Annotated in this window: 20 protein-coding genes; 5 read left to right on the top strand and 15 right to left on the bottom strand. The window is 61.4% G+C overall.

Going from position 1 to position 20,267, the window contains the following annotated elements:
- Positions 1 to 59 precede the first annotated feature (59 nt).
- The 5 genes from V9L13_RS18995 to V9L13_RS18975 form a co-directional block, all read right to left on the bottom strand.
- Positions 60 to 1,292 (bottom strand): multidrug effflux MFS transporter, encoded by a 1,233-nt coding sequence (locus tag V9L13_RS18995; protein ID WP_338800247.1) that lies wholly within the window; start codon positions 1,290 to 1,292, stop codon positions 60 to 62.
- Complete coding sequence (locus tag V9L13_RS18990; RefSeq protein ID WP_338800246.1) at positions 1,285 to 2,262, bottom strand: diiron oxygenase; 978 nt, start codon at positions 2,260 to 2,262, stop codon at positions 1,285 to 1,287. The genes V9L13_RS18995 and V9L13_RS18990 overlap by 8 nt, the downstream gene beginning before the upstream one ends.
- Positions 2,259 to 3,332, bottom strand: a complete 1,074-nt coding sequence (locus tag V9L13_RS18985; protein WP_338800245.1) for a SagB family peptide dehydrogenase — start codon at positions 3,330 to 3,332, stop codon at positions 2,259 to 2,261. Before V9L13_RS18985 ends, V9L13_RS18990 begins: the two co-directional genes overlap by 4 nt.
- Positions 3,333 to 3,769: 437 nt before the next feature.
- On the bottom strand, positions 3,770 to 4,966 hold the full coding sequence (locus V9L13_RS18980; protein ID WP_003229162.1) for a class I SAM-dependent rRNA methyltransferase: 1,197 nt from the start codon (positions 4,964 to 4,966) through the stop codon (positions 3,770 to 3,772).
- 252 nt (positions 4,967 to 5,218) lie between these two features.
- On the bottom strand, positions 5,219 to 5,758 hold the full coding sequence (locus V9L13_RS18975; RefSeq protein ID WP_338800244.1) for a type 1 glutamine amidotransferase domain-containing protein: 540 nt from the start codon (positions 5,756 to 5,758) through the stop codon (positions 5,219 to 5,221).
- A gap of 228 nt (positions 5,759 to 5,986) precedes the next feature.
- On the opposite strand from V9L13_RS18975, the gene V9L13_RS18970 reads away from it, so the two are divergent.
- From V9L13_RS18970 to V9L13_RS18960, 3 genes are all read left to right on the top strand, one after another.
- Entirely contained in the window at positions 5,987 to 6,799 is an 813-nt protein-coding gene (locus V9L13_RS18970; protein ID WP_177434710.1) for an HDOD domain-containing protein, read from the top strand.
- A gap of 12 nt (positions 6,800 to 6,811) precedes the next feature.
- Positions 6,812 to 7,624 (top strand): bifunctional DNA-formamidopyrimidine glycosylase/DNA-(apurinic or apyrimidinic site) lyase, encoded by an 813-nt coding sequence (gene mutM, locus V9L13_RS18965; RefSeq protein ID WP_003229159.1) that lies wholly within the window; start codon positions 6,812 to 6,814, stop codon positions 7,622 to 7,624.
- Positions 7,625 to 7,693: 69 nt separating this feature from the next.
- Positions 7,694 to 8,017 carry a multidrug transporter gene (locus V9L13_RS18960; protein WP_338800243.1) on the top strand — a complete coding sequence of 108 codons (324 nt, stop codon included), beginning with the start codon at positions 7,694 to 7,696 and terminating at the stop codon, positions 8,015 to 8,017.
- Between the two features lie 132 nt (positions 8,018 to 8,149).
- Here V9L13_RS18960 and V9L13_RS18955 read toward each other — a convergent pair whose 3' ends face one another.
- The 5 genes from V9L13_RS18955 to V9L13_RS18935 form a co-directional block, all read right to left on the bottom strand.
- Entirely contained in the window at positions 8,150 to 8,401 is a 252-nt protein-coding gene (locus V9L13_RS18955) for a YfhL family 4Fe-4S dicluster ferredoxin (RefSeq protein WP_003195146.1), read from the bottom strand.
- 135 nt (positions 8,402 to 8,536) lie between these two features.
- Entirely contained in the window at positions 8,537 to 9,016 is a 480-nt protein-coding gene (gene coaD / locus V9L13_RS18950) for a pantetheine-phosphate adenylyltransferase (protein ID WP_003229157.1), read from the bottom strand.
- 115 nt (positions 9,017 to 9,131) lie between these two features.
- Positions 9,132 to 10,727, bottom strand: a complete 1,596-nt coding sequence (locus V9L13_RS18945; protein ID WP_338800242.1) for a GMC family oxidoreductase — start codon at positions 10,725 to 10,727, stop codon at positions 9,132 to 9,134.
- A gap of 118 nt (positions 10,728 to 10,845) precedes the next feature.
- Positions 10,846 to 11,391 carry a twin-arginine translocation pathway signal protein gene (locus tag V9L13_RS18940; RefSeq protein ID WP_103484297.1) on the bottom strand — a complete coding sequence of 182 codons (546 nt, stop codon included), beginning with the start codon at positions 11,389 to 11,391 and terminating at the stop codon, positions 10,846 to 10,848.
- A gap of 28 nt (positions 11,392 to 11,419) precedes the next feature.
- Positions 11,420 to 12,850: a coniferyl aldehyde dehydrogenase gene (locus V9L13_RS18935; protein WP_226500893.1), complete on the bottom strand. Its 1,431-nt coding sequence runs from the start codon at positions 12,848 to 12,850 to the stop codon at positions 11,420 to 11,422.
- 145 nt (positions 12,851 to 12,995) lie between these two features.
- On the opposite strand from V9L13_RS18935, the gene V9L13_RS18930 reads away from it, so the two are divergent.
- Both V9L13_RS18930 and V9L13_RS18925 read left to right on the top strand, forming a co-directional pair.
- Positions 12,996 to 13,667 (top strand): TetR/AcrR family transcriptional regulator, encoded by a 672-nt coding sequence (locus tag V9L13_RS18930; protein WP_027610562.1) that lies wholly within the window; start codon positions 12,996 to 12,998, stop codon positions 13,665 to 13,667.
- Positions 13,668 to 13,698: 31 nt separating this feature from the next.
- Complete coding sequence (locus tag V9L13_RS18925; protein ID WP_338800241.1) at positions 13,699 to 14,553, top strand: sulfurtransferase; 855 nt, start codon at positions 13,699 to 13,701, stop codon at positions 14,551 to 14,553.
- A gap of 111 nt (positions 14,554 to 14,664) precedes the next feature.
- Here the strand turns inward: V9L13_RS18925 and V9L13_RS18920 are convergent, their stop codons facing one another.
- The 5 genes from V9L13_RS18920 to V9L13_RS18900 all read right to left on the bottom strand — a co-directional run bounded on the left by V9L13_RS18920 (position 14,665) and on the right by V9L13_RS18900 (position 20,105).
- Positions 14,665 to 15,504 carry an AraC family transcriptional regulator gene (locus V9L13_RS18920; RefSeq protein ID WP_338802883.1) on the bottom strand — a complete coding sequence of 280 codons (840 nt, stop codon included), beginning with the start codon at positions 15,502 to 15,504 and terminating at the stop codon, positions 14,665 to 14,667.
- Entirely contained in the window at positions 15,501 to 16,496 is a 996-nt protein-coding gene (locus V9L13_RS18915; protein WP_338800240.1) for a hydrolase, read from the bottom strand. The genes V9L13_RS18920 and V9L13_RS18915 overlap by 4 nt, the downstream gene beginning before the upstream one ends.
- Positions 16,497 to 16,658: 162 nt before the next feature.
- Positions 16,659 to 17,270 (bottom strand): 16S rRNA (guanine(966)-N(2))-methyltransferase RsmD, encoded by a 612-nt coding sequence (gene rsmD / locus V9L13_RS18910; RefSeq protein WP_027610566.1) that lies wholly within the window; start codon positions 17,268 to 17,270, stop codon positions 16,659 to 16,661.
- Positions 17,270 to 18,757, bottom strand: coding sequence for a pitrilysin family protein (locus tag V9L13_RS18905; RefSeq protein WP_338800239.1), 1,488 nt, complete (start codon positions 18,755 to 18,757; stop codon positions 17,270 to 17,272). Before V9L13_RS18905 ends, rsmD begins: the two co-directional genes overlap by 1 nt.
- Positions 18,750 to 20,105, bottom strand: a complete 1,356-nt coding sequence (locus V9L13_RS18900) for a pitrilysin family protein (protein WP_338800238.1) — start codon at positions 20,103 to 20,105, stop codon at positions 18,750 to 18,752. The genes V9L13_RS18905 and V9L13_RS18900 overlap by 8 nt, the downstream gene beginning before the upstream one ends.
- Positions 20,106 to 20,267: the final 162 nt, after the last annotated feature.

The following is a 20,267-nucleotide window of genomic DNA, read 5'->3' as shown; positions in this document are numbered from 1 at the left end:
GAATGGCGCAAAGCGTTGTTCCAGTGCTGACGGTGAGTGTGGCATGACGACCGGCAGGCTCAATCGCTGCCAGAGGGCGTGATGGCGCTGGTTTCGATGACTCTGGCGCGGTGGCTGATCCGCTTGTTCAACGCCAGTGCGATGCAGCTGAGCAGGACAAAACAGTAGCCGAGCGTGGCTTGCAGGTTGCTTGGGCTCAGGCTGATCAGGGCGCTGATCAGGCCGCCACAGATGAAAATGATCGTACTGCCTGCGGAGGCCGAGGTGCCGGCATTTTCCGGGAACAGGCTCATGGCCCGCGAAGTGGCAGCAGGGCGCGCGATGGTCGTACCGGCGGTGCAGATCAGCATCGGGATCAGCACCGTGGCCGCCGAGAGCGCCAGGTGCCTGGCCATGAACAGCATCACCAGCCCCGCCAGCAGGATCAGGCTCAGCCCGACCACCATTTGCTGCCCGGGCGAAATGCGCCGGCTCAGCAGCGTGGCGACGATGCCACCAGCGACATACGCCGCGCCGTAGATCAACAGGATCAGCGAGAAGTCATAGGCTGACAGCTGCAATTGATCCATGAAAATCAACGGCGAAATGACAATGAACGAGAAGTGGCAGGCGAATGCAAAAGCCGATATCAGCCAATAGCCAACGAAGTCGAAGTCCCCCAGCACCCGTCGGTAAGCCTTGAGAAAATGGATCGGTGTATCTCTGGCAGCGGGCCGACTGTTGTCCAGAAACACCCAGGCTTTGAGCAGCACCACAGCCGCCAGTGCGATGAACAGCCAGAAGCTGCCGCGCCAGCCCAGGGTCGCCTGCAGAAAGGTCCCGGCCAGCGGCGATACCGAGATGAAGATTCCGGTGGCGGTCACCATCAGGATCCGCAGGCGATCGCGCTGTTCGCCTTCGAACAGGTCCTGCACCAGCGCCTGTGACAGGACGAAACAGCCGCAGCCGATGGCCTGCACGATGCGAAAGGTCATGAACAGTGTGTAGTCACTGGTCATGACGCAGCCGATGGCGCCAAGGATCGAGACCCCCATGCCGGCGAGCAGCAAGCCCTTGCGCCCGATGACGTCGGACAATGGCCCGATCAGCAGTTGGGCAAAGGCGATGCCCACCGCGAACAGGCTGATCGACAGGGCGATGTCGGCCGGGGTACTGGCGAAGTGTTCGGCCAGCGCCGGGAACGACGGCAGCAGGACGTCCAGCGGAAACACTCCCAGCAGCACCATGGCCAAAAGCAGACTGACCGCCCCGCGTCGTTGTCGGGTCGTTACCACCGTTCTTCCTTCAAGCATCGATCAGTCCTGCCTTGGCGAAAAGTTTGCGGTTGTTGGGGTGCGCGAAGAATCCGGCCCTTTCGAGTGCAGCAAGCGTAGCCGTGGCTCCGGATCTGGCACGCTGGCGGCTGGCCTGTTCGTTGGTCAGGCTGTCGAGGATTTCCTTGATCGCACCTTCGCCGATGCCGGCGCGGCGGAGGCTTTGGTGCAGCCATTGCTCGTCGACTTCGAAGAAGGTCGCCAGGGTCTCCAGCAAGGTTCTGGCTGCGAAGGCGCGTTGACGGCTGTTCAGGGTCAGCCAAAGGTAGTGAAAGACTTCGGAAAAAAACCGACTGTGCCGGGCTTCGTCAGCGAGGTGGTCGCGCAACATGTCACTCACGCTGGTGACCAGCGTCTCCCGGCAAACATCCAGCAGCTCCCGGGCAATGATGGTTTCGGAGACGAAACCGAGCAGAAACCACGCCAGTGGGCGTTTGCTCTCCGGTGTTCGAGCGATCAGACCGGTCAGGCGGGTAATGCGCAGGGGCACCTGCGGTCGGCCGGTGAAACCATGCAGTTCGGCGATCTGTTCGGCCAGACGATGGGAGAACAGCGCGTGATAGCCCTCGTCGGTATAGAGCTGCAGCGCGGCAGTTTTCATCCGTGAAGGAATGTAGGCAGGTAACTCGCCGTGGACGATGGTTTCCACGGCGCGGTTGACGATGCGGTGTTCAAGCAGCGTGGTGTAGTCGAGGAAGTGCACCAGGTGATTGGCCGCCAGCCGATGCATGACCCTGCTGCCTGCGGCATCGATGGCCGGGTGGGACAGGTACGGCAGGAAGGCCGGCGGAAACCAGAAGCGGGTCTGCAGTTGTAACTGCAGGTCTGCCGGCAACTGGTAGTCGTGCCGGCTCGTACGCACCGAAGCGCGGTTGTCCCAATCGCCAAGCGTGAAGCGAAGCATCCAGGACTCAGGTGTTTCGGACTGTTCCGCGGTTGGCACGTTCATGTACGCGTCTCCTGCAACAGGTCACGCATTTCCTGACACATCGCCTGACCGTCGCTGGCGCCGCAGCCGACAAAGAACAACGGTTGTTCAGCGCTGCCTTCGAGTTTGAGCAGGGCTTCGACCTGCCGATCGGCAAACGCGCCGGTCAGCCACGTTCCCAGGCCCAGTGCCGTGGCCACCAGTTGAAAGGTCTGCGACAGGTGACCCGCTTCGACGAACGCCATGCGATAGGCGCGCGAGTGTTCATACTTCCACCAGAGCTTGTCGAAGCGGGCGGTGATGAACAGACCCAGCGGCAGGTTATTGATGAAATGCTGGCCCGCCAGCAAATGGCCGAGCGCGGGTTCGGGCAAGGGATTGACCCGGCTGAGCGCATGTTCTGCCGGGTGATAGGCATAGATGCCGGGCTCCAGGCCCTCGATATTGCGAGCCAGGAGAAACCCTTCACAGGCGTTCAACCCGCCACCCGAAGGACTGCTGCGACGGGCGCCGAGGCCCTCGGCGATACTCTCGTCGCGGTCATGGTCGCGGTGGCGAAGAAAACCCAGCGAGAGATACATCAGTGTGCCTACGTCACCGAGGGTGATTGATGCACCAGTAAAGGAGCGGCAGGTTTTTCTCAGGCGCAGGACATTGCCAAGACTGGCAACGGTCAGGGCGGCGGAGGCGGGGAGGGCGATTCGGGGTTCGTCCTGTTGTATCGGACGATCTTGCGCGGGTGCCGGTGTGGTCAGCACGGCGCTGCAATGGTTCAGGTATTGCCTGGACCACTCATGAATATTCTGGGGTATCTGTTTGCAGGGAATGTTCTGGGTACCGATATGATAAATCTTCGACAACTCATCCCAACCCCATGGCGGGCTGTCTATTTTTGCAACGGTTAATATGCCCGCATTCAGAAGTTGTGAGTCTATTATGTTGCGTCTGTCGAACTGCTCCGGATTATTGATAAGTTGTGCAAGTCGACAAGAATAAGTCAGGTCCAGCTCATGCTGAGTATGGTCTTTATAATTCCAGACTATTTGTCCGGGTGTGCGCGGCAATATGAATAAATAAGGATTGATGTGCATGTTATATAGATCGCTCTGGAAAGGGTCGAAAGAACGCTGGGGTGCCGGCACTCCCCAGCGTTCTGGCTCACTTAGCGGGCTTTAGGCGCAACCAGGAAGGCCAGGTTTGCGATTTTGTTGGTTTCCAGAGTAATTGCTTTCATAAATATGAACTCCTTGTTCATTGAGAGTGAATGTCGCCGTCGTGGTGACAACTTAATAATAGGTTGTAATGAATTATTGGCAAGCGATACTTGGGTAGGAAATTTCTATTAATTTTGTCGGAGCGGGCATGCTGCAAGGGCGGGCTTGTAAGTTTTAATTCTTAAAATTTAATGCGCAGGGAAATGTCCTGCGTACATGTAGGAAGTTGGTTGTAGGAAAAAGCAAAGGAATTCGACGACATTGCATCGCCGTAAGCAAACGGGAAGCCCGCAGGCTCCCCGTTTCATGGCCAATCAGCTGTTCGGCAGCAGACGGCAGGTGATGCTCTTGATGTAGCGGGTCTCGGCGATGGCCGGGTGTACCGGGTGATCCGGGCCTTGACCACCACGTTCCAGCAACTGGATGTTGCGATCCAGGTGACGGGCGCTGGTCAGCAGGATGTTCTGCAGATCATCTTCCGGCAGGTGCATGGAGCACGAAGCGCTGACCAGAATGCCGTCCTTGGTGAGCAGGCGCATGGCTTGCTCGTTCAAGCGACGGTAGGCGCCTTCACCGTTCTTCATGTCTTTCTTGCGTTTGATGAACGCTGGCGGGTCGGCAACGATCACGTCGAAACGTTCTTCGCTGGCCTTGAGTTCTTTCAAGGCTTCGAAGACGTCGCCTTCGATGCAGGTCATCTTGTCGGCGAAGCCGTTCAGTGCAGCGTTACGCTCAACGCCGTCGAGGGCGAAGCCCGATGCGTCCACGCAAAACACTTCGCTGGCGCCGAATGCCGCAGCCTGTACGCCCCAGCCACCGATGTAGCTATAGAGGTCGAGCACGCGTTTGCCTTTGGCATAGGGAGCCAGGCGGGCGCGGTTCATGCGGTGGTCGTAGAACCAGCCGGTTTTCTGGCCGCCGATCACCGGCGCTTCAAACTTCACGCCGTTCTCTTCCAGCGCGACCCACTCCGGCACCAGACCGAACACGGTTTCGACGTAGCGGTTGAGGCCTTCGGCGTCACGCGCGGCGGAGTCGTTCTTGAACAGGATGCCACTTGGCTTGAGCACTTGGGTTAGTGCAGCGATCACGTCATCTTTGTGCGCTTCCATGGTTGCCGAGGCAATCTGCACCACGAGGATGTCGCCGAAACGGTCGACCACCAGACCCGGCAGCAGGTCGGAATCGCCGTACACCAGGCGGTAGAACGGCTTGTCGAACAGGCGCTCGCGCAGCGACAGGGCCACGTTCAGACGATGCACCAGCAGCGATTTGTCCAGAGGCAACTTGATGTCGCGCGACAACAGGCGAGCGCAGATCAGGTTGTTCGGGCTCATCGCGACGATGCCCAGCGGCTTGCCACCGGCGGCTTCGAGGATCGCCTGGTCGCCGGCCTTGAAGCCGTGCAGTGGCGTTGCGGCCACATCGATTTCGTTGCTGTAGACCCACAAGTGGCCGTTGCGCAGGCGACGGTCGGCGTTGGCTTTGAGGCGCAGGCTAGGCAGGGACATGACGTCGCTCCGGAAAAAAGAGCGGGAGTATACCGTGTTGCTCGGTCTGATTGGCTGGTGAGTGGACATGTGGCAAGGGCAATCAGTGAAGAAGGAATCCATCTGTGGCGAGGGGATTCATCCCCGATCGGCTGCGTAGCAGCCGCAAACCCCGAACGCAGTTGTCTGACTGACCGCGTGAATCGATTTGGGACAGCTGCGCTGTCCATCGGGGATAAATCCCCTCACCACATAAACTCACAAGCCCACAGATCAGGCAGAGAGCGCGTCGATCAACTCACGGTTGAACGCAGGAATATCGTCCGGCTGACGGCTGCTGATCAGATGACCGTCCTTGACCACTTCCTTGTCGACCCAGTTGGCCCCGGCATTCACCAGATCATCCTTGAGCGTCTTGTAGCTGGTCAGGGTCTTGCCGTTGACCAGCCCGGCGGAAATCAGCAGCCAGCTGCCGTGGCAGATCACCGCGATCGGTTTGCCGGCGGAGGCGCCGGTCTTGACCAGGTGCTGGGCATCCTGGTCGATGCGAATGGTGTCGGAGTTCTGCACGCCACCCGGCAGGACGATCGCGTCGTACTGTTCGCTGCTGGCGCCTTGAAAGGTCTGGTCGACCTTGAAGTCGTCCGCCGGTTTGTCGTGGTTCCAGCCTTTGACCTTGCCGGCCTCGGCCGAAAGGATGTCGACCTGGGCGCCGGCCTGCTCCAGTGCTTGCTTGGGACCGGTCAGTTCGACCTGTTCGAAACCGTCTGTTACCAAAATGGCGATACGCTTGCCGCTGAGGGAATTAGCCATGATTAAGCTCCTGAGTCTGCGGGAAATTGCCGCCGAGCCGGTGCTTGAGTGTCCGGTCGGCCTTACAAAGTCCGAAGCCTGAGCGGGAATGAAAGTTCCTGACAAATGCCCACTGGTGTGTCGTCGTGCGGTTTTTAGAGGTTAGAATCGCCGCCTGTCCCAGAGTGTGTACTTATGTCCCAAGAGCTGACCACCGAACAGATTCAACAATCCCTGCAAGGCATCAGTGTGCCGGCGCAGCCGCAGATCATGGTGGATCTGCAAATGGAGCAGTACATGCCCGACCCGGACCTGGAGGTGATCGCCAAGCTGATCTCCCAGGACCCAGGCCTGTCCGGCTCGCTGCTGAAAATCGTCAACTCGCCGTATTACGGCCTGAGCAACAAGATCACTTCGATCCAGCGTGCGGTGAACCTGTTGGGCAGCCGCTCGATCATCAACCTGATCAACGCGCAGTCGATCAAGGGCGAGATGAACGACGACACCATCGTCACCCTCAACCGTTTCTGGGACACCGCTCAGGACGTGGCGATGACCTGCCTGACCCTGGCCAAGCGCATCGGGACCCAGGCCGGTGATGAAGCCTATGCCTTGGGTCTGTTCCATGACTGTGGCGTGCCGTTGATGCTGCAGCGTTTCCCCAATTACATGTCGGTGCTGGAAAAGGCCTATGCCAATGCCAGCGCCGAGTGCCGGGTGGTGGACACCGAAAACAGCGAGTTCAATACCAACCACGCCGTGGTCGGTTACTACACCGCCAAGTCGTGGCGCCTGCCGGAGCACGTCAGCGCGGCGATTGCCAATCACCACAACGCCTTGGCGATCTTCAGCGACGAGTCGTCACGCAACAGCCAGCTGAAAAACCTGCTGGCGATCCTGAAGATGGCCGAGCACATCTGCGCGTCCTACCGGGTGCTGGGCAATCAGACCGAAGACTTCGAATGGAACGCCGTCGGTCCACTGGTACTCGACTATGTGGGGCTATCGGATTACGACTTCGAAACCCTCAAACAAACGATCCGCGACCTCGGCGCGCATTGATTCGAGGACACCATGCCTGAACTGCCGGAAGTCGAAACCACCCGCCGGGGTATTGCCCCGCACCTTGAAGGCCAGCGCGTCAGCCGGGTGATCGTGCGTGACCGCCGGCTGCGCTGGCCGATCCCTGAAGACCTCGATGTGCGTCTGTCCGGGCAGCGCATCGTGCTGGTCGAGCGGCGGGCCAAGTACCTGTTGATCAATGCCGAGGTCGGCACGCTGATCAGTCACCTGGGCATGTCGGGCAACCTGCGGCTGGTGGAGGTCGGTTTGCCGGCGCTCAAGCACGAGCACGTCGATATCGAGCTGGAATCCGGTCTGGCGCTACGCTACACCGATCCACGCCGTTTCGGCGCGATGCTGTGGAGTACCGACCCGCTCAATCACGAACTGCTGATTCGCCTCGGGCCGGAGCCGTTGACCGATCTGTTCGATGGCGAGCGCCTGTTCCAGTTGTCGCGCGGGCGTTCGATGGCGGTCAAGCCGTTCATCATGGACAACGCTGTCGTGGTGGGTGTCGGCAACATTTACGCGACCGAAGCGCTGTTCGCTGCCGGAATTGATCCGCGCCGCGAAGCCAAAAGCATCTCCCGGGCGCGGTATCTGAAGCTGGCGATCGAGATCAAACGCATCCTCGCCGCAGCCATCGAGCGCGGCGGCACCACGTTGCGGGATTTCATCGGCGGCGACGGGCAGCCCGGCTACTTCCAGCAGGAACTGTTTGTCTATGGTCGCGGCGGTGAGCACTGCAAGGTCTGCGGCACCGGCCTGCGCGAAGTGAAGCTGGGTCAACGGGCCAGTGTCTTCTGTCCGCGCTGCCAGACCTGAGGCAAAAATCTGAAAAAGTCCTACGGTCTATAGTGAGTTGTCTCACTGTTCAGCCCGAAGGATCGTGCCATGAAGTCCTCGCAAGTCCTGTTTGCCGCACTGCTGCTTTGTTCCAGCCTGGCCGGTCAAGCCGCGGAAAACCGCAGCGGTGATCCGCGCTACGCCATCCAGAACCCTCCCGCCTACGCCATGATCGGCGATTTGCTGATTGCCCGACCTTTATTGGTGGTGGCAACGGTGCTGGGTGCGGGGGTGTTTGTGGTGTCATTGCCGTTTACCGCGCTGGGTGGCGGGGTGGGCGATGCGGGACAGGCGCTGGTGGTGGATCCGGCGAAAGCGGCGTTTATGCGCTGTCTGGGGTGTACAGGGGAGGGGTTTGAGCAGCGCGAGTGAGCTGATCCGGGTTTTGCGCTGCTGCTGATGGCCCTTTCGCGAGCAAGCTCGCTCCCACATTGGAGCGCATTTCAAATGTGGGAGCGAGCTTGCTCGCGAAGAGGCCCGAAAGAGCGCTACAAAATTGCCGGATCAGGCCTTGCCGGTGATCTTGCGGTACTTCTCCATCAACTGTTCTTCAGTCTCCGGATGCGCCTCGTCCAGTGGAATGCAATCCACCGGGCAGACCTGCTGGCACTGCGGTTCGTCGTAGTGACCGACGCACTGGGTGCACAGGTTCGGGTCGATCACATAGATCTCTTCGCCTTGAGAAATGGCGGCGTTCGGGCACTCGGGTTCGCAGACGTCGCAGTTGATGCAATCGTCGGTGATGATCAGGGACATGCTAACTCCAGCCGGGGCGGCAGGCCCGGGCGCTATAAATCAATGCGCGCAATTGTGCCGCATTGGCGAGCGCAGTGCACGCGGCTGCGATCAAGGGCTGAAATCAAAAGCCAGGATCGCAGCCTGCGGCAGCTTCTACTTTTTAAAGCGTAGCGTCAGGGCATCGGCCACGGCTGGGTGCACGAACTTGCTGATATCGCCGCCCAGCGCGGCGATTTCCCGCACCAGCGTCGAGGAAATGAACGAATAACGCTCGGACGGGGTGAGAAACAGGCTCTCGACGTCCGGGGCCAGTTGGCGGTTCATGTTGGCCAGCTGGAATTCGTATTCGAAGTCCGACACCGCACGCAGGCCACGCAGGAACACGTTGGCGTTCTGCTCCTTGGCGAAATGCGCCAGCAGCGTCGAGAAGCCGACCACTTCGACGTTGGGCAGGTGTTTGGTGACCTCGCGAGCCAGCTCAACCCGTTGTTCCAGCGGGAACAGTGGATTTTTCTTCGGGCTGGCGGCGACCGCAATGATCACGTGATCGAACAGGCGCGAGGCGCGTTCGACCAGATCGCCATGGCCCTTGGTAATAGGGTCGAAGGTACCTGGGTACAACACTCGGTTCATCGCGTCGTCCTGGCGGGAGTCCGTTGGGGAGTCGGATGGTATCGCAGCCGTCCCGGTCGGCCAAGTCGCCTGTTGGGTAAGAAAGCACTATAGACGACACGATAAACCGGTTTTTTCACGGATTTCTCAGCCGATCAGCGAGGGACGTCGCCAATTGTGCGGTCAGCCCATACACCGACAATTGCGGGTTGGCGCCAATGCTGGTGGGGAACAGCGAGCCGTCGTGAATCGACAGATTGCTCAGTTGATGATGCCGGCCGAGGCTGTCGGTGACCGCGTTTTTCGGGTCTTCGCCCATCGCACAACCGCCCATCACGTGGGCACTGCCCAGGCGCGTGCGGTACAGCTCAAGGCTCAAACCGTCGATCAAAGTGCGGGCTTCGGCCAGGGTTTTCACGTAGCGCGCATCGGCGTGCATCGGCATCACGGCTTTGGCGCCGCCGGCAAACTGGATCTCGGCCATGCTGTGAAAGGCGCGGCGCAAGCCTTCCCAGGCGTAAGGCGAGACCTGATAGTCGAGCACTGGCGAACCGTCACCGCGCAATTCGACACTGCCACCGGGGCTGTCCGGGTGGAAACCGTCGCGCAGCAACGCGAGCATCGCGTGGGTGTGCGGCAGGTCGGCCATATGTTCGGCGTTCTGCTGGCCGAAGCCGCCGAGCAGCGTCGCGGCCAGCGCGGGTTGTAGCGGTGGCACTTCGAGTTTGTAGCCCATCGGCCCACTGGTGCCGTCCTTCCACTGGAAATGATCCGAGTAGATCGACTGCGGCGCGCCGTAGAACGGGTTGATCACTTCGTCGAAACGCCCGGCGGACATGTTCACCAGATGCAGGAAGGTGCGTTTGCCGAGGCGTTGATGCGGATCCGGTGCATCCGAGCGCAGCAGCAGGGCCGGGCTGTTGATGCCGCCGCCGGCCAGCACGTAATGCCGGGCCTTGACCGTGATTTTGCGTCCGGTCGGTGCGACACAGCGCTCGTCCATCGCCACGCACTGCAGGCCGGTGATTTTGTCGCCATTGATCAGCAGTTTTTCCGCACGGGCCAGGTACAGCAACTCGCCGCCCTTTTCCAGGGTCGCCGGAATGGTGGTGACCATCATCGATTGCTTGGCGTTGGTCGGGCAGCCCATGCCGCAGTAGCCGAGGTTCCAGCAGCCCCGCACGTTGCGCGGGATCACGTGCCAGCTGTAGCCGAGTTGCTCGCAGCCCTTGCGGATCACGTCGTTGTTGGCGTTGGGCGGAACCATCCATGGCGCGACGCCCAGACGCTGTTCCATTTTCTCGAACCACGGCGCCATTTCGGCAGGGCTGTGGCCTTTGACGTTGTGCTCCTTCGCCCAGTGTTCGAGGGTCGGCTCGGGTGTGCGGAAGCTCGATGTCCAGTTGATCAGCGTGGTGCCGCCCACCGCACGGCCCTGGAGGATGGTGATCGCGCCGTCCTTGCTCATGCGGCCGATGCCTTCCTGATAGAGGCTGCTGTAGGCCTGGTCTTCGAGCATCTTGAAGTCGGAACTGGTCTTGAGCGGGCCTTCTTCGATCAGCAGCACTTTGTAGCCGGCGGCGCTTAGGATTTCTGCCGTGGTGCCGCCGCCGGCGCCGCTGCCGATGATCGCCACTTCGGCTTGCAGCGTCAGGTCGCCGGTCAGTTGGGCGCCGTTGTAGGTTTTCCAGCCACGGGCGAGGCCTTCGCGGAACGGGTCGGGTACGGGCATCGATCAGGTTCTCTTGTTTTTGTTGTTCTTGCGGGCCTTCGCGAGCAAGCCCGCTCCCACAGGGGAATCGCATTGCAAATGTTGGAGCGGGCTTGCTCGCGAAGGGCGCGACTCGGTTTCAAACAGCAGGCGGGCCGGGGTAGCCGCAATGGCCCCAGGACTCGGCGCGGGTGTACCAGGCCATCATCACCATCTGCTGCAATGAGCTGTGGCCCATGCGCAGCAGGCTCAATGAACTGTTCTGCCAGCGCTCGAGGAAGTGGCGCAGCGCCTCGGGGCTGGCGTTTTCCCAACTGCCCCATATGCCCGTGAGCGGGCCACGGGTGACCGCCATGCCGAGCACATCGAACAATTGCCGGGTGAGCTTGAGCATTTCCGGCGACAGGTGATCGAGACTGTAGTCCAGCGACTTCAGGGTGCCATCCACCGCACCGGGCATTTTCTCGGCGGCCACGGCACCTTCGAGCATCACCGGAATCAGTGCGCGCAGAAATAGTAGGTCGCCGTCGCGCAAAGTGACGAAGCCATTGGCCGCGACACTCGATGAACAGCCACTGAGGCTGGCGCCGAGGCCGGCGGTGGCGAGAAACGCTGTGGCGCCGAGGCTGAACTTCAGCAGGCCACGGCGCGACAGGGCAGGTGTTTCGGTCAGGCTTGGGTGCATTGTTGTTATTACCCGGCGGTGACGACGGTTAGCGGATGAACAGCTTCTGGATCAGTTTCTGAATCGATTTGCCGTAGGGCGGATAAATCAGCTTCGCCGCATTGAAGCGCTGTTTGATCAACACGCCCTTGGCCTTGCTGAAGGTCAGGAAGCCTTCGTGGCCGTGGTAATGGCCCATTCCCGAAGGGCCAATGCCGCCGAACGGCATGTCGTCCTGCGCCACGTGCAGCAGGGTGTCGTTCAGGCACACGCCGCCGGAGTGGGTTTCGTGCAACACGCGATTCTGCTCGCGCTTGTCGTAGCCAAAGTAGTAAAGCGCCAGAGGACGCGGGCGCTGATTGATGTAGGCAAACGCCTGATCCAGATCCTGATACGGCACGATCGGCAGCAACGGGCCGAAGATTTCGTCCTGCATCACGGTCATCTCGTCAGTGACATTGAGCAGCAGGCTGTGCGGCATGCGCCGGCCCTGGCCCTGTTCGAACAGCGGGATCAGCAGCGCGCCCTTGCTCGTGGCGTCGCTGACATAACCGTTGAGCCGGGCCAGTTGGCGCTCGTTGATGATCGCGGTGTAGTCCGGGTTGTCGGCGAGGGTTGGATAGAAATTGTTCACCACCTGACGATAGGCTTCGACGAACGCGCCGACGCGGTCTTGCGGCACCAGCACGTAATCAGGGGCGACGCAGGTCTGCCCGGCATTCAGGGTTTTACCGAAGGCGATGCGTTCGGCGGCGTCCTTGAGCGGCACGTCGCGAGAGACGATGGCCGGGGACTTGCCACCCAGTTCGAGAGTCACCGGGGTCAGGTTTTCCGCCGCAGCGCGCATCACATGTTTGCCGATGCTGGTGGCGCCGGTGAACAGCAGGTGATCAAAACGCAGGCGGGAGAACGCCACGCCGATGTCGGCCTCGCCAAGCACCACACAGACCAGATCTTCGGGGAAAATCCGTCCCAGCAGGGTCTTGAGCAACTGGCCGGTGGCCGGGGTCGATTCGCTGAGCTTGAGCATCACCCGGTTACCCGCCGCGAGTGCGCCGACCAGTGGGCCAATGGCCAGATACAACGGGTAGTTCCACGGAACGATGATGCCGACCACGCCAAGCGGCTGGTACACCACTTTGGCCGACGCCGGCTGAAAGGCCATGCCGACTTTGCGCCGCGAAGACTTCATCCAGCCCTTGAGGTGGCGGCTGGCGTAATGGATCCCGTGCAGGCTGGGCATCAATTCGGCGAGCAGGGTTTCATCGGCGCTGCGATGACTGAAATCCGCGCTGATGGCCTCGACCAGCGCCTGCCGCTCGTTGCTGAGCAACTCACGCAACGCCTTGAGCCACTGCTGGCGCTGATCTGCCGGTGGCATCGGGTTGGCGGCATAGGCGGCGCGCTGTGCCGCGAACAGCCGATCCAGCTCTTCCAGGGGCTGTTGCAGCGTTTGCAGATAAGCAATGTCGGCAGTCATCGTCGGCTCCGGATTTATTGTAGTGATGACGTTCTAGAGTCTATGCTCTAGAAAGTCAAATGACTTCCCGACACAGCTTTGTTTTATCCCATTCCGGTTAGGTCGTAAGATGCTCCTCACCGCACTCTGAATTAAAGCTCAAGCCATGGCCCCACGAATAAAAACCAGCGAGCGCATCGTGCAGAACAGCCTCGAACTGTTCAATCAGCAGGGCGAGCGCAGCATCAGCACCAATCACATCGCCGCCCACATGGAGATTTCTCCGGGCAATCTGTACTACCACTTCCCGAACAAGCAGGCGATCATCGCAGTGCTGTTCAGTGAGTACGAGACGCTTGTGGACAGCTTTCTGCGCCCGCCGCAGGGGCGTGCCGCCACTGTCGAAGACAAGCGCTATTACCTCAAGGAACTGCTGTCGGCGATGTGGGGCTACCGCTTTCTGCATCGGGATCTCGAGCACCTGCTCGACAGCGACCCGGACTTGGCTGCGCGCTACCGACGCTTTTCCCAGCGCTGCGTGATTCAGGGCATGGCGATCTACGAGGGCTTCGTCGCCGCCGGCATCCTCAAGATGGATCGGGTGCAGATCGAATCCCTGACGATCAATGCCTGGATCATCCTCACCTCGTGGGTGCGCTTTCTGTGCACCACCCGGGAAAACTCCAATCACCTCAGCGAACAGGCCATCAAGCGTGGCGTGTATCAGGTGCTGGTGCTGGAAGCCGGATTCGTTACCGATCAGGCGCGCGAAGAGGTGAATGCCTTGTTCGACGAGTTCTACGTGCCGCTGGCCCAGGCCCTCGAAGAAGGGCGCTAAACCATTTCGAAGTCGCTCACAGGAGTCCGTTATGCCGATTGCGCAACTGCTCAGCCCGAATGCACTGGATGCCCGCAAGGAGCAGCCGGGGCTGGTGATTCTCGATTGCCGTTTTGCCCTCGAAGACCCGGACTACGGGCAGCGCAGCTATGCCGAAGGGCACATCGCCGGCGCCCGCTTCGCCGACCTTGAGCGTGACCTCAGCGGCAAGGTGATCAAAGGCGTGACCGGACGTCACCCGTTGCCCGAGCCGGCGGCGCTGATCGAGCGTCTGCAGGCGTGGGGCATCAATGCCGACAGCGATGTGGTTTTGTACGACGACGGCCCCGGTGCCTATGCGGCCCGCGCCTGGTGGTTGCTGGCGTGGCTGGGCAAGCGCGACGGCGTGTTCATTCTCGACGGCGGGCTCAAGGCCTGGCACGCGGCGGGTCTGCCGCTGAGCCTGGATGCGCCATCGGTCACCCGGGGCAACTTCAGCGGGCAGCCGGACATGAACCTGCTGCTGAGTGCCGAGCAATTGCAGCAACGCCTCGGTCAGCCAAGCCTGACCCTGATCGACGCCCGGGCCTTGCCGCGCTTCAAGGGTGAGGTGGAGCCGATCGACCCGATTGCCGGGCACATTCCCGGCGCGCAATGCGCAGCGTTTACCGAAAACCTCGGCAGCGACGGGCGATTCCTGCCAGCAGAACAGCTCAAGCAGCGCTTTGCCGCGAAACTCGGCGAGCGTTCACCTGCGGAACTGGTCGCCTATTGCGGCTCCGGGGTGACGGCGTGTCACAACCTGTTCGCGTTGTGTCTGGCGGGGTATCCGCTGGGTTCGTTGTATGCCGGGTCGTGGAGTGAGTGGATCAACGAGCCTTCTCGAGGCATCGCCACCGGCGAATAAAGTCACCATACCCCCAATGTGGGAGCGGGCTTGCTCGCGAAAGCGGTGTATCAGCAGGCATCATTGTCGACTGAAACACCGCTTTCGCGAGCAAGCCCGCTCCCACAGGGGTTAATCGTCGCCGATAGATTGTCGGGCACTGCGATACGCCGCCGGCCCCACGCCATACACCTGCTTGAACTGCCGGCTCAGATGACTCTGATCGGCAAAGCCCAACTGCATGGCGACTTCCACCGGCAGGCAACCGTGCTGCAATAAACCCCGGGCCGTGGCGATGCGCTGCTGCATCAGCCAGGTGTGCGGTGGCATGCCGGTGGCGCGGCGGAATACCCGGGCGAAGTGGAAGGGCGACAGATTCACTGCGGCCGCCAGCTCTTCCAGCGACGGCGGCGCAGCGAGTTGCGCATGCAGCAACTCCTTGGCCATCACCACCGCGCGGTGTTCCTTGCCCGGTTTACCGTTGATCTGCACCGCCGCATGCCGCTGCAACAGCAGCATCATCATCTCGCGCCATACCGTTTGCTGTTGCAGCGCGGTGGCGGGGCTTTCCAGCAAGCGATGCAACTGACAGAAACCGTTGACCAGATCCGGGTCGCGGTACAGCGTCGCGCCAAACGCCGGCATCGGTGCGGTGGGCAGTTCCAGTTCTTCGAGCAGTGAAACGATCTTTCCGGTGTCGGGATAAAACGCCCGGTACAGCCAGCCGTCCTCGGTGCCCTTGTGGCCGGTGTGCAATTCGTCCGGGTTGATCAGCACCAGCGTGCCGCTGCCGGCCAGGTGTTCGGCACCGCGATAGCGATAACGCTGGGCGCCGGCCATGATCATGCCGATCACATAACCCTCGTGGACGTGCGGGGCGAAGCGATGCTCGATGTAGCGCGCCGACAGCAACTCGACCCCGGCCAGTGGCGCGGTCTGCCAGAAACGGATCGACTCGCCCTGGTCGCTCATGACGTCACACGGGCCAGCCATTGCGGGATGCGCCGTTCCAGGTAGTAACCGGGCTGGAGCAACGTGCCATCGACAAACCCGACATGTCCACCCTTGGCCTGCAGCTCGAACTGCGTGGTGGCGGACAACTCCTCGGCCGTCGGCAGGCTGTGGGGGAACACGAACGGATCGTCAGCGGCTTGAATGATCAGGGTCGGGGTGCGGATCTCGCCGAGAAAGTAGCGACTCGACGCCCGGCGATAGTAATCCTCGGCATCGGTAAAACCGTGCAGCGGCGCGGTGACCCGGCCGTCGAAGTCCCAGAAAGTCAGCATGTTCTCCAGCGAGCCGAGCGCCGCCAGAGCTGCCAGGCCATCCTCGCGCCCGTCGTGCTGGAACTGCCGTTGCTTGTTCTTGATGTAGGCGACCATCTCGCGCATGAAATGCGCCTGATAGACCTTGGAGAAACCCTGGCCGATCCGGTCTGCACACTGATCAAGGCGAAACGGCACCGACACCGCCACCGCACCGAGCACGCCGCTGTCGCTGCCGGTCTCGCCCAGATGCTTGAGCAACACATTGCCGCCGAGGGAATAACCGACCGCATACAGCGGCGCCAGCGGGCGTTTGGCACGCAAGTGTTGGATGGCTTCGGCGAGGTCTTCGCTGGCACCGGAGTGGTAGCTGCGCGGTAGCAGATTGGGTTCGCCGGAGCAACCGCGCCAGTTCAGCGCGACGCTGGCCCAGCCTTGTGCGGCGAGGGCGGCCTGAATTCCGGCGACGTAGGGCGAATTGGAAGAACCGGTCAACCCGTGCAGCACCAGCACCAAAGGCGCCTCGGCGCTGTGCGGGCCATGCCAGTCGAGGTCGAGGAAGTCCCCGTCGTCCAGCCACAGGCGTTCACGCTCGCGATCCAGGTGGACGGTTTTGCGCCATAGCGGCCCCCACAAGGTTTGCAGGTGCGGATTGCCGAGGCCGAAGGCGGGGGTGAAGCGATCTGAAGAAGCGGGCACGATGATTCTCGATGCAGCTTTGTGGGCAGAGTACGCACGCTTTTGTGGCGAGGGAGCTTGCTCCCGCTGGACTGCGCAGCAGGCCTCGCTGCTGAAAAAGGGGCCGCTTCGCGACCCAGCGGGAGCAAGCTCCCTCGCCACAGATTTAGCGCAAACTTTCAGTTAACCGGCGATCTCTGCCATACGTTGCCACAACGCGTAATACACCCGCCCGGATTTCTGTTCGCGGTGCAGGCGCCAGTTGCCCGGCAGGCCCAGCGTCGAAGGCGCGGTCTCGCTTTCAGTGTAGATCCACGAATCCGGCGCCAGCCATTGGCGTTCTTCCAGCAAAGTGCAGACGGCTGGCAACAGGTTCTGGTTGAACGGCGGATCGAGAAATACCAGATCGAACGGCGTGGCGACCTGGGTTTCCAGATACCGCAGCGCGTCAGCGGTCTGCACCTGGCCGTTGGTGCAGCGCAGGGTGCCGAGGTGTTCCTTCAGGCTCGACACCGCAACGTGGCTGGCATCCAGCGCCTGACCCATAGCTGCGCCACGCGACAGTGCTTCAAGAAACAGCGCGCCGCTGCCGGCGAACGGATCCAGCACCTTGGCCCCGGCCACATACGGCGCGAGCCAGTTGAACAGGGTTTCGCGCACGCGATCCGGTGTCGGGCGCAGGCCGGGGGCATCAGGGAAGCTCAGTTTGCGGCTGCGCCATTCGCCGCCGATGATGCGCAGCTGGTTCACACCGTTGTGGACGTTCTGCGCAGGTTTTTTAGGGCGAGTAGCCATTAATGCTCCGGAACCCCGAGCGGTTGCTCGGCAGGTTTATCAGATGGGGCCGGTAACGGCTTTTGCGGCACGGTCGGGCCAGCGCTGACGATGACCAGTTTGTCCGTGCTCAGGTGTTTGTTCATCGCGTCTTTGACCTGTTCGACGGTCAGGCTCTGGGACTGACGCATGAAGTCATCCAGATAGCTCAGCGGCAGATTATAGAAACCCATGGCGCCCAGCTGGCCGACGATATCGGCGTTGCTCGCGGTGGACAGCGGGAAGCTGCCGGCCAGTTCGCGTTTGGCATCATCGAGTTCTTTCTGGGTCGGACCAGTCTTCAGGTAGTCGGCGAGCACGTCCTGCACCAGTTTCAGGGTGCCTTCGCTCATTTCCGCACGGGTCTGCAGGTTGATCATGAACGGGCCGCGAGCCTGCATCGGGCTGAAGCCCGAGTAGACGCCGTAGGTCAGGCCGCGCTTCTCGCGCACTTCGCTCATCAGACGGGTACCGAAACCGCCGCCACCGAGGATCTGGTTGCCCATCGACAGCGCCGCGTAATCCGGGTCGTCACGGTCGATGCCCAGTTGCGCGAGCAACAGGTTGGTCTGCTTCGACGGAAACTCGATGTGATTGATGCTGGCTTTCGGTTCCTGCGGCTGAGCGATCTTCGCCAGTGCCGGGCCTTTCGGCAGGGCAGAGGAGACCTGATTGGCAACCGCCTCGGCCTCGGCGCGAGACAAGTCACCGACCAGCGCGATCACCACGTTGCCGGCCGCGTAGGCCTTGGCGTGGAACTCACGCAGTTGCGCCAGAGTGATCTTCGGCACGCTCTGCGCATTACCGTCGCTGGAATGCGCATACGGGTGGTCGCCGTACAAACGCTTCATCAGCTCGAGGCTGGCGAGCTTGCCGGGGTTCTGTTTCTGGTATTCGAAACCGGCGAGCATCTGGTTCTTGATGCGCGCAAAGGAGTCGGCCGGGAACGTCGGTTTGCCCACCACTTCGGAGAACAGCTTCAGCGCTGGTTCGCGCTGGTCGGCGGCACTCAGACTGCGCAGCGAAGCCAGCGCCATGTCCTTGTAGGCGCCGTTGCCGAAATCCGCCCCGAGGCTTTCGAAGCCCTGGGCGATGGCGCCAACGTCCTTGCCCGCCACGCCCTCGTTGAGCATGGCGTTGGTCAGGATTGCCAGGCCCGGCGCATTGCCGTCCTGGCTGCTGCCCGCGGCGAAGATCAGGCGCATGTCGAACATCGGCAGCTCATGGGCTTCGACGAACAGCACCTTGGCCCCTTCGGCGGTGTTCCAGGTCTGCACGTCGAGCTTGCGGCTGGCCGGGGCCTTGCCGTCGAGTTCGGCCAGCGATTGCAGCTTCTGGCTGGTCTTGGCGTTGTCCAGTGCTTCGCTGGCGTCGGTTTTGACACCGGGCATCAGATAGAACGCGGCGGAGCCGATGACCGCCACAGCGATCAGACCAAGCAACAGGCGTGGGGATTTACGCTCACTCATGAGTCGTCTCCAGTGGCAGGACATGGGCGACGCTGAGACGTTCGCGGGTGAAATACAGCTTGGCGGCGTTCTGGATGTCTTGCGGGGTCACGCTTTCCAGATCGGCGAGTTCGGTGTCCATCAACTTCCACGACAGACCGACCGTTTCCAGCTGGCCGATGGCGGTGGCCTGGCTGGTGATCGAGTCACGTTCGAACACCAGACCGGCGATCACTTGCGCACGCACGCGCTCCAGTTCTTCGGCGGACGGTGCGGTGGTTTTCAGCTGTTCCAGCAGTTTCCACAGACCGGCTTCAGCTTGCGCCATGGTCTTGTTCTTCTGCGTGTTCGGCGTCGCCGACAGGGTGAACAGGCTGTCGCCACGGGTGTAGGCGTCGTAGCTCGACGAACCGCCGGAGACCAGCTCTTCGCCGCGCTCCAGTTGCGTCGGGATACGCCCGCTGTAGCCGCCGTCGAGCAGCGCCGAGATCAGGCGCAGGGCGTTGACCGAGCGCTTGTCTTCAGCGGTGGCGATGCTGGGCACGTTGAAACCGAGCATAAGGCTGGGCAGTTGAGTCTGCACATGCAGGGTGATCTGGCGCTCACCCGGCTCGGCCAGTTCCAGCGGTTTCTTCGCTGGCGGCACGTCGCGCTTGGCAATCGGCCCGAAATAGCGCTGGGCGAGGGTTTTCACCTCATCAGGGGTGACGTCGCCGACCACCACCAGCGTGGCGTTGTTCGGCACATACCAGGACTGATACCAGTGGCGCAGCTCCTCGACTTTCATCCGGTCCAGGTCCGCCATCCAGCCGATGGTCGGCGTGTGGTAGCCGCTGGCCGGGTAAGCCATCGCCTTGTAGCGCTCGTAGGCTTTGGACATCGGCTTGTCGTCGGTGCGCAGGCGACGCTCTTCCTTGATGACTTCGATTTCCTTGGCGAACTCGTCGGCCGGCAGGCGCAGATTGGCCATGCGGTCGGCTTCCAGTTCGAACGCTACGCCCAGGCGGTCGCGGGCGAGCACCTGGTAATAGGCGGTGAAATCGTCGCTGGTGAAGGCGTTTTCCTCGGCACCCAGATCTCGCAGGATCAACGAGGCTTCGCCGGGGCCGACTTTCTCGCTGCCCTTGAACATCATGTGCTCGAGCGCGTGGGACAGGCCGGTCTGGCCCGGGGTTTCGTAGCTGGAACCGACCTTGTACCAGACCTGCGACACCACCACCGGCGCGCGATGGTCTTCGCGCACGACGACCTTCAGGCCATTGTCGAGGGTGAATTCGTGGGTCGGTTGCGGGTCGGCCGCCAGGGCCGAAAGGGGCAGGCAGACTGTGCTGAACAGCAGGCCTGCAGCGCGGCGGGCTAGAGCATTCATTCGTTTTTTAACCTGTTGGGCTGCCCGCTTGGTCTTAGCGTCGGCGGGCGAGAGGGTGCTAGGATACTGATCCGTTTTACCGGCGACCACGCCTATCAGGTTTTCAGGCCTGAACCGGCTGTATGGGTTTGCGGCAGAAAGCTGCGGTTTATCGACTAGACT

The organism is Pseudomonas sp. RSB 5.4 (genome assembly GCF_037126175.1).
Lineage (GTDB): Bacteria > Pseudomonadota > Gammaproteobacteria > Pseudomonadales > Pseudomonadaceae > Aquipseudomonas > Aquipseudomonas fluorescens_H.
The sequence above is the reverse complement of the archived record's forward strand: the minus strand, read 5'-3'. Positions and strand labels throughout refer to the sequence as shown.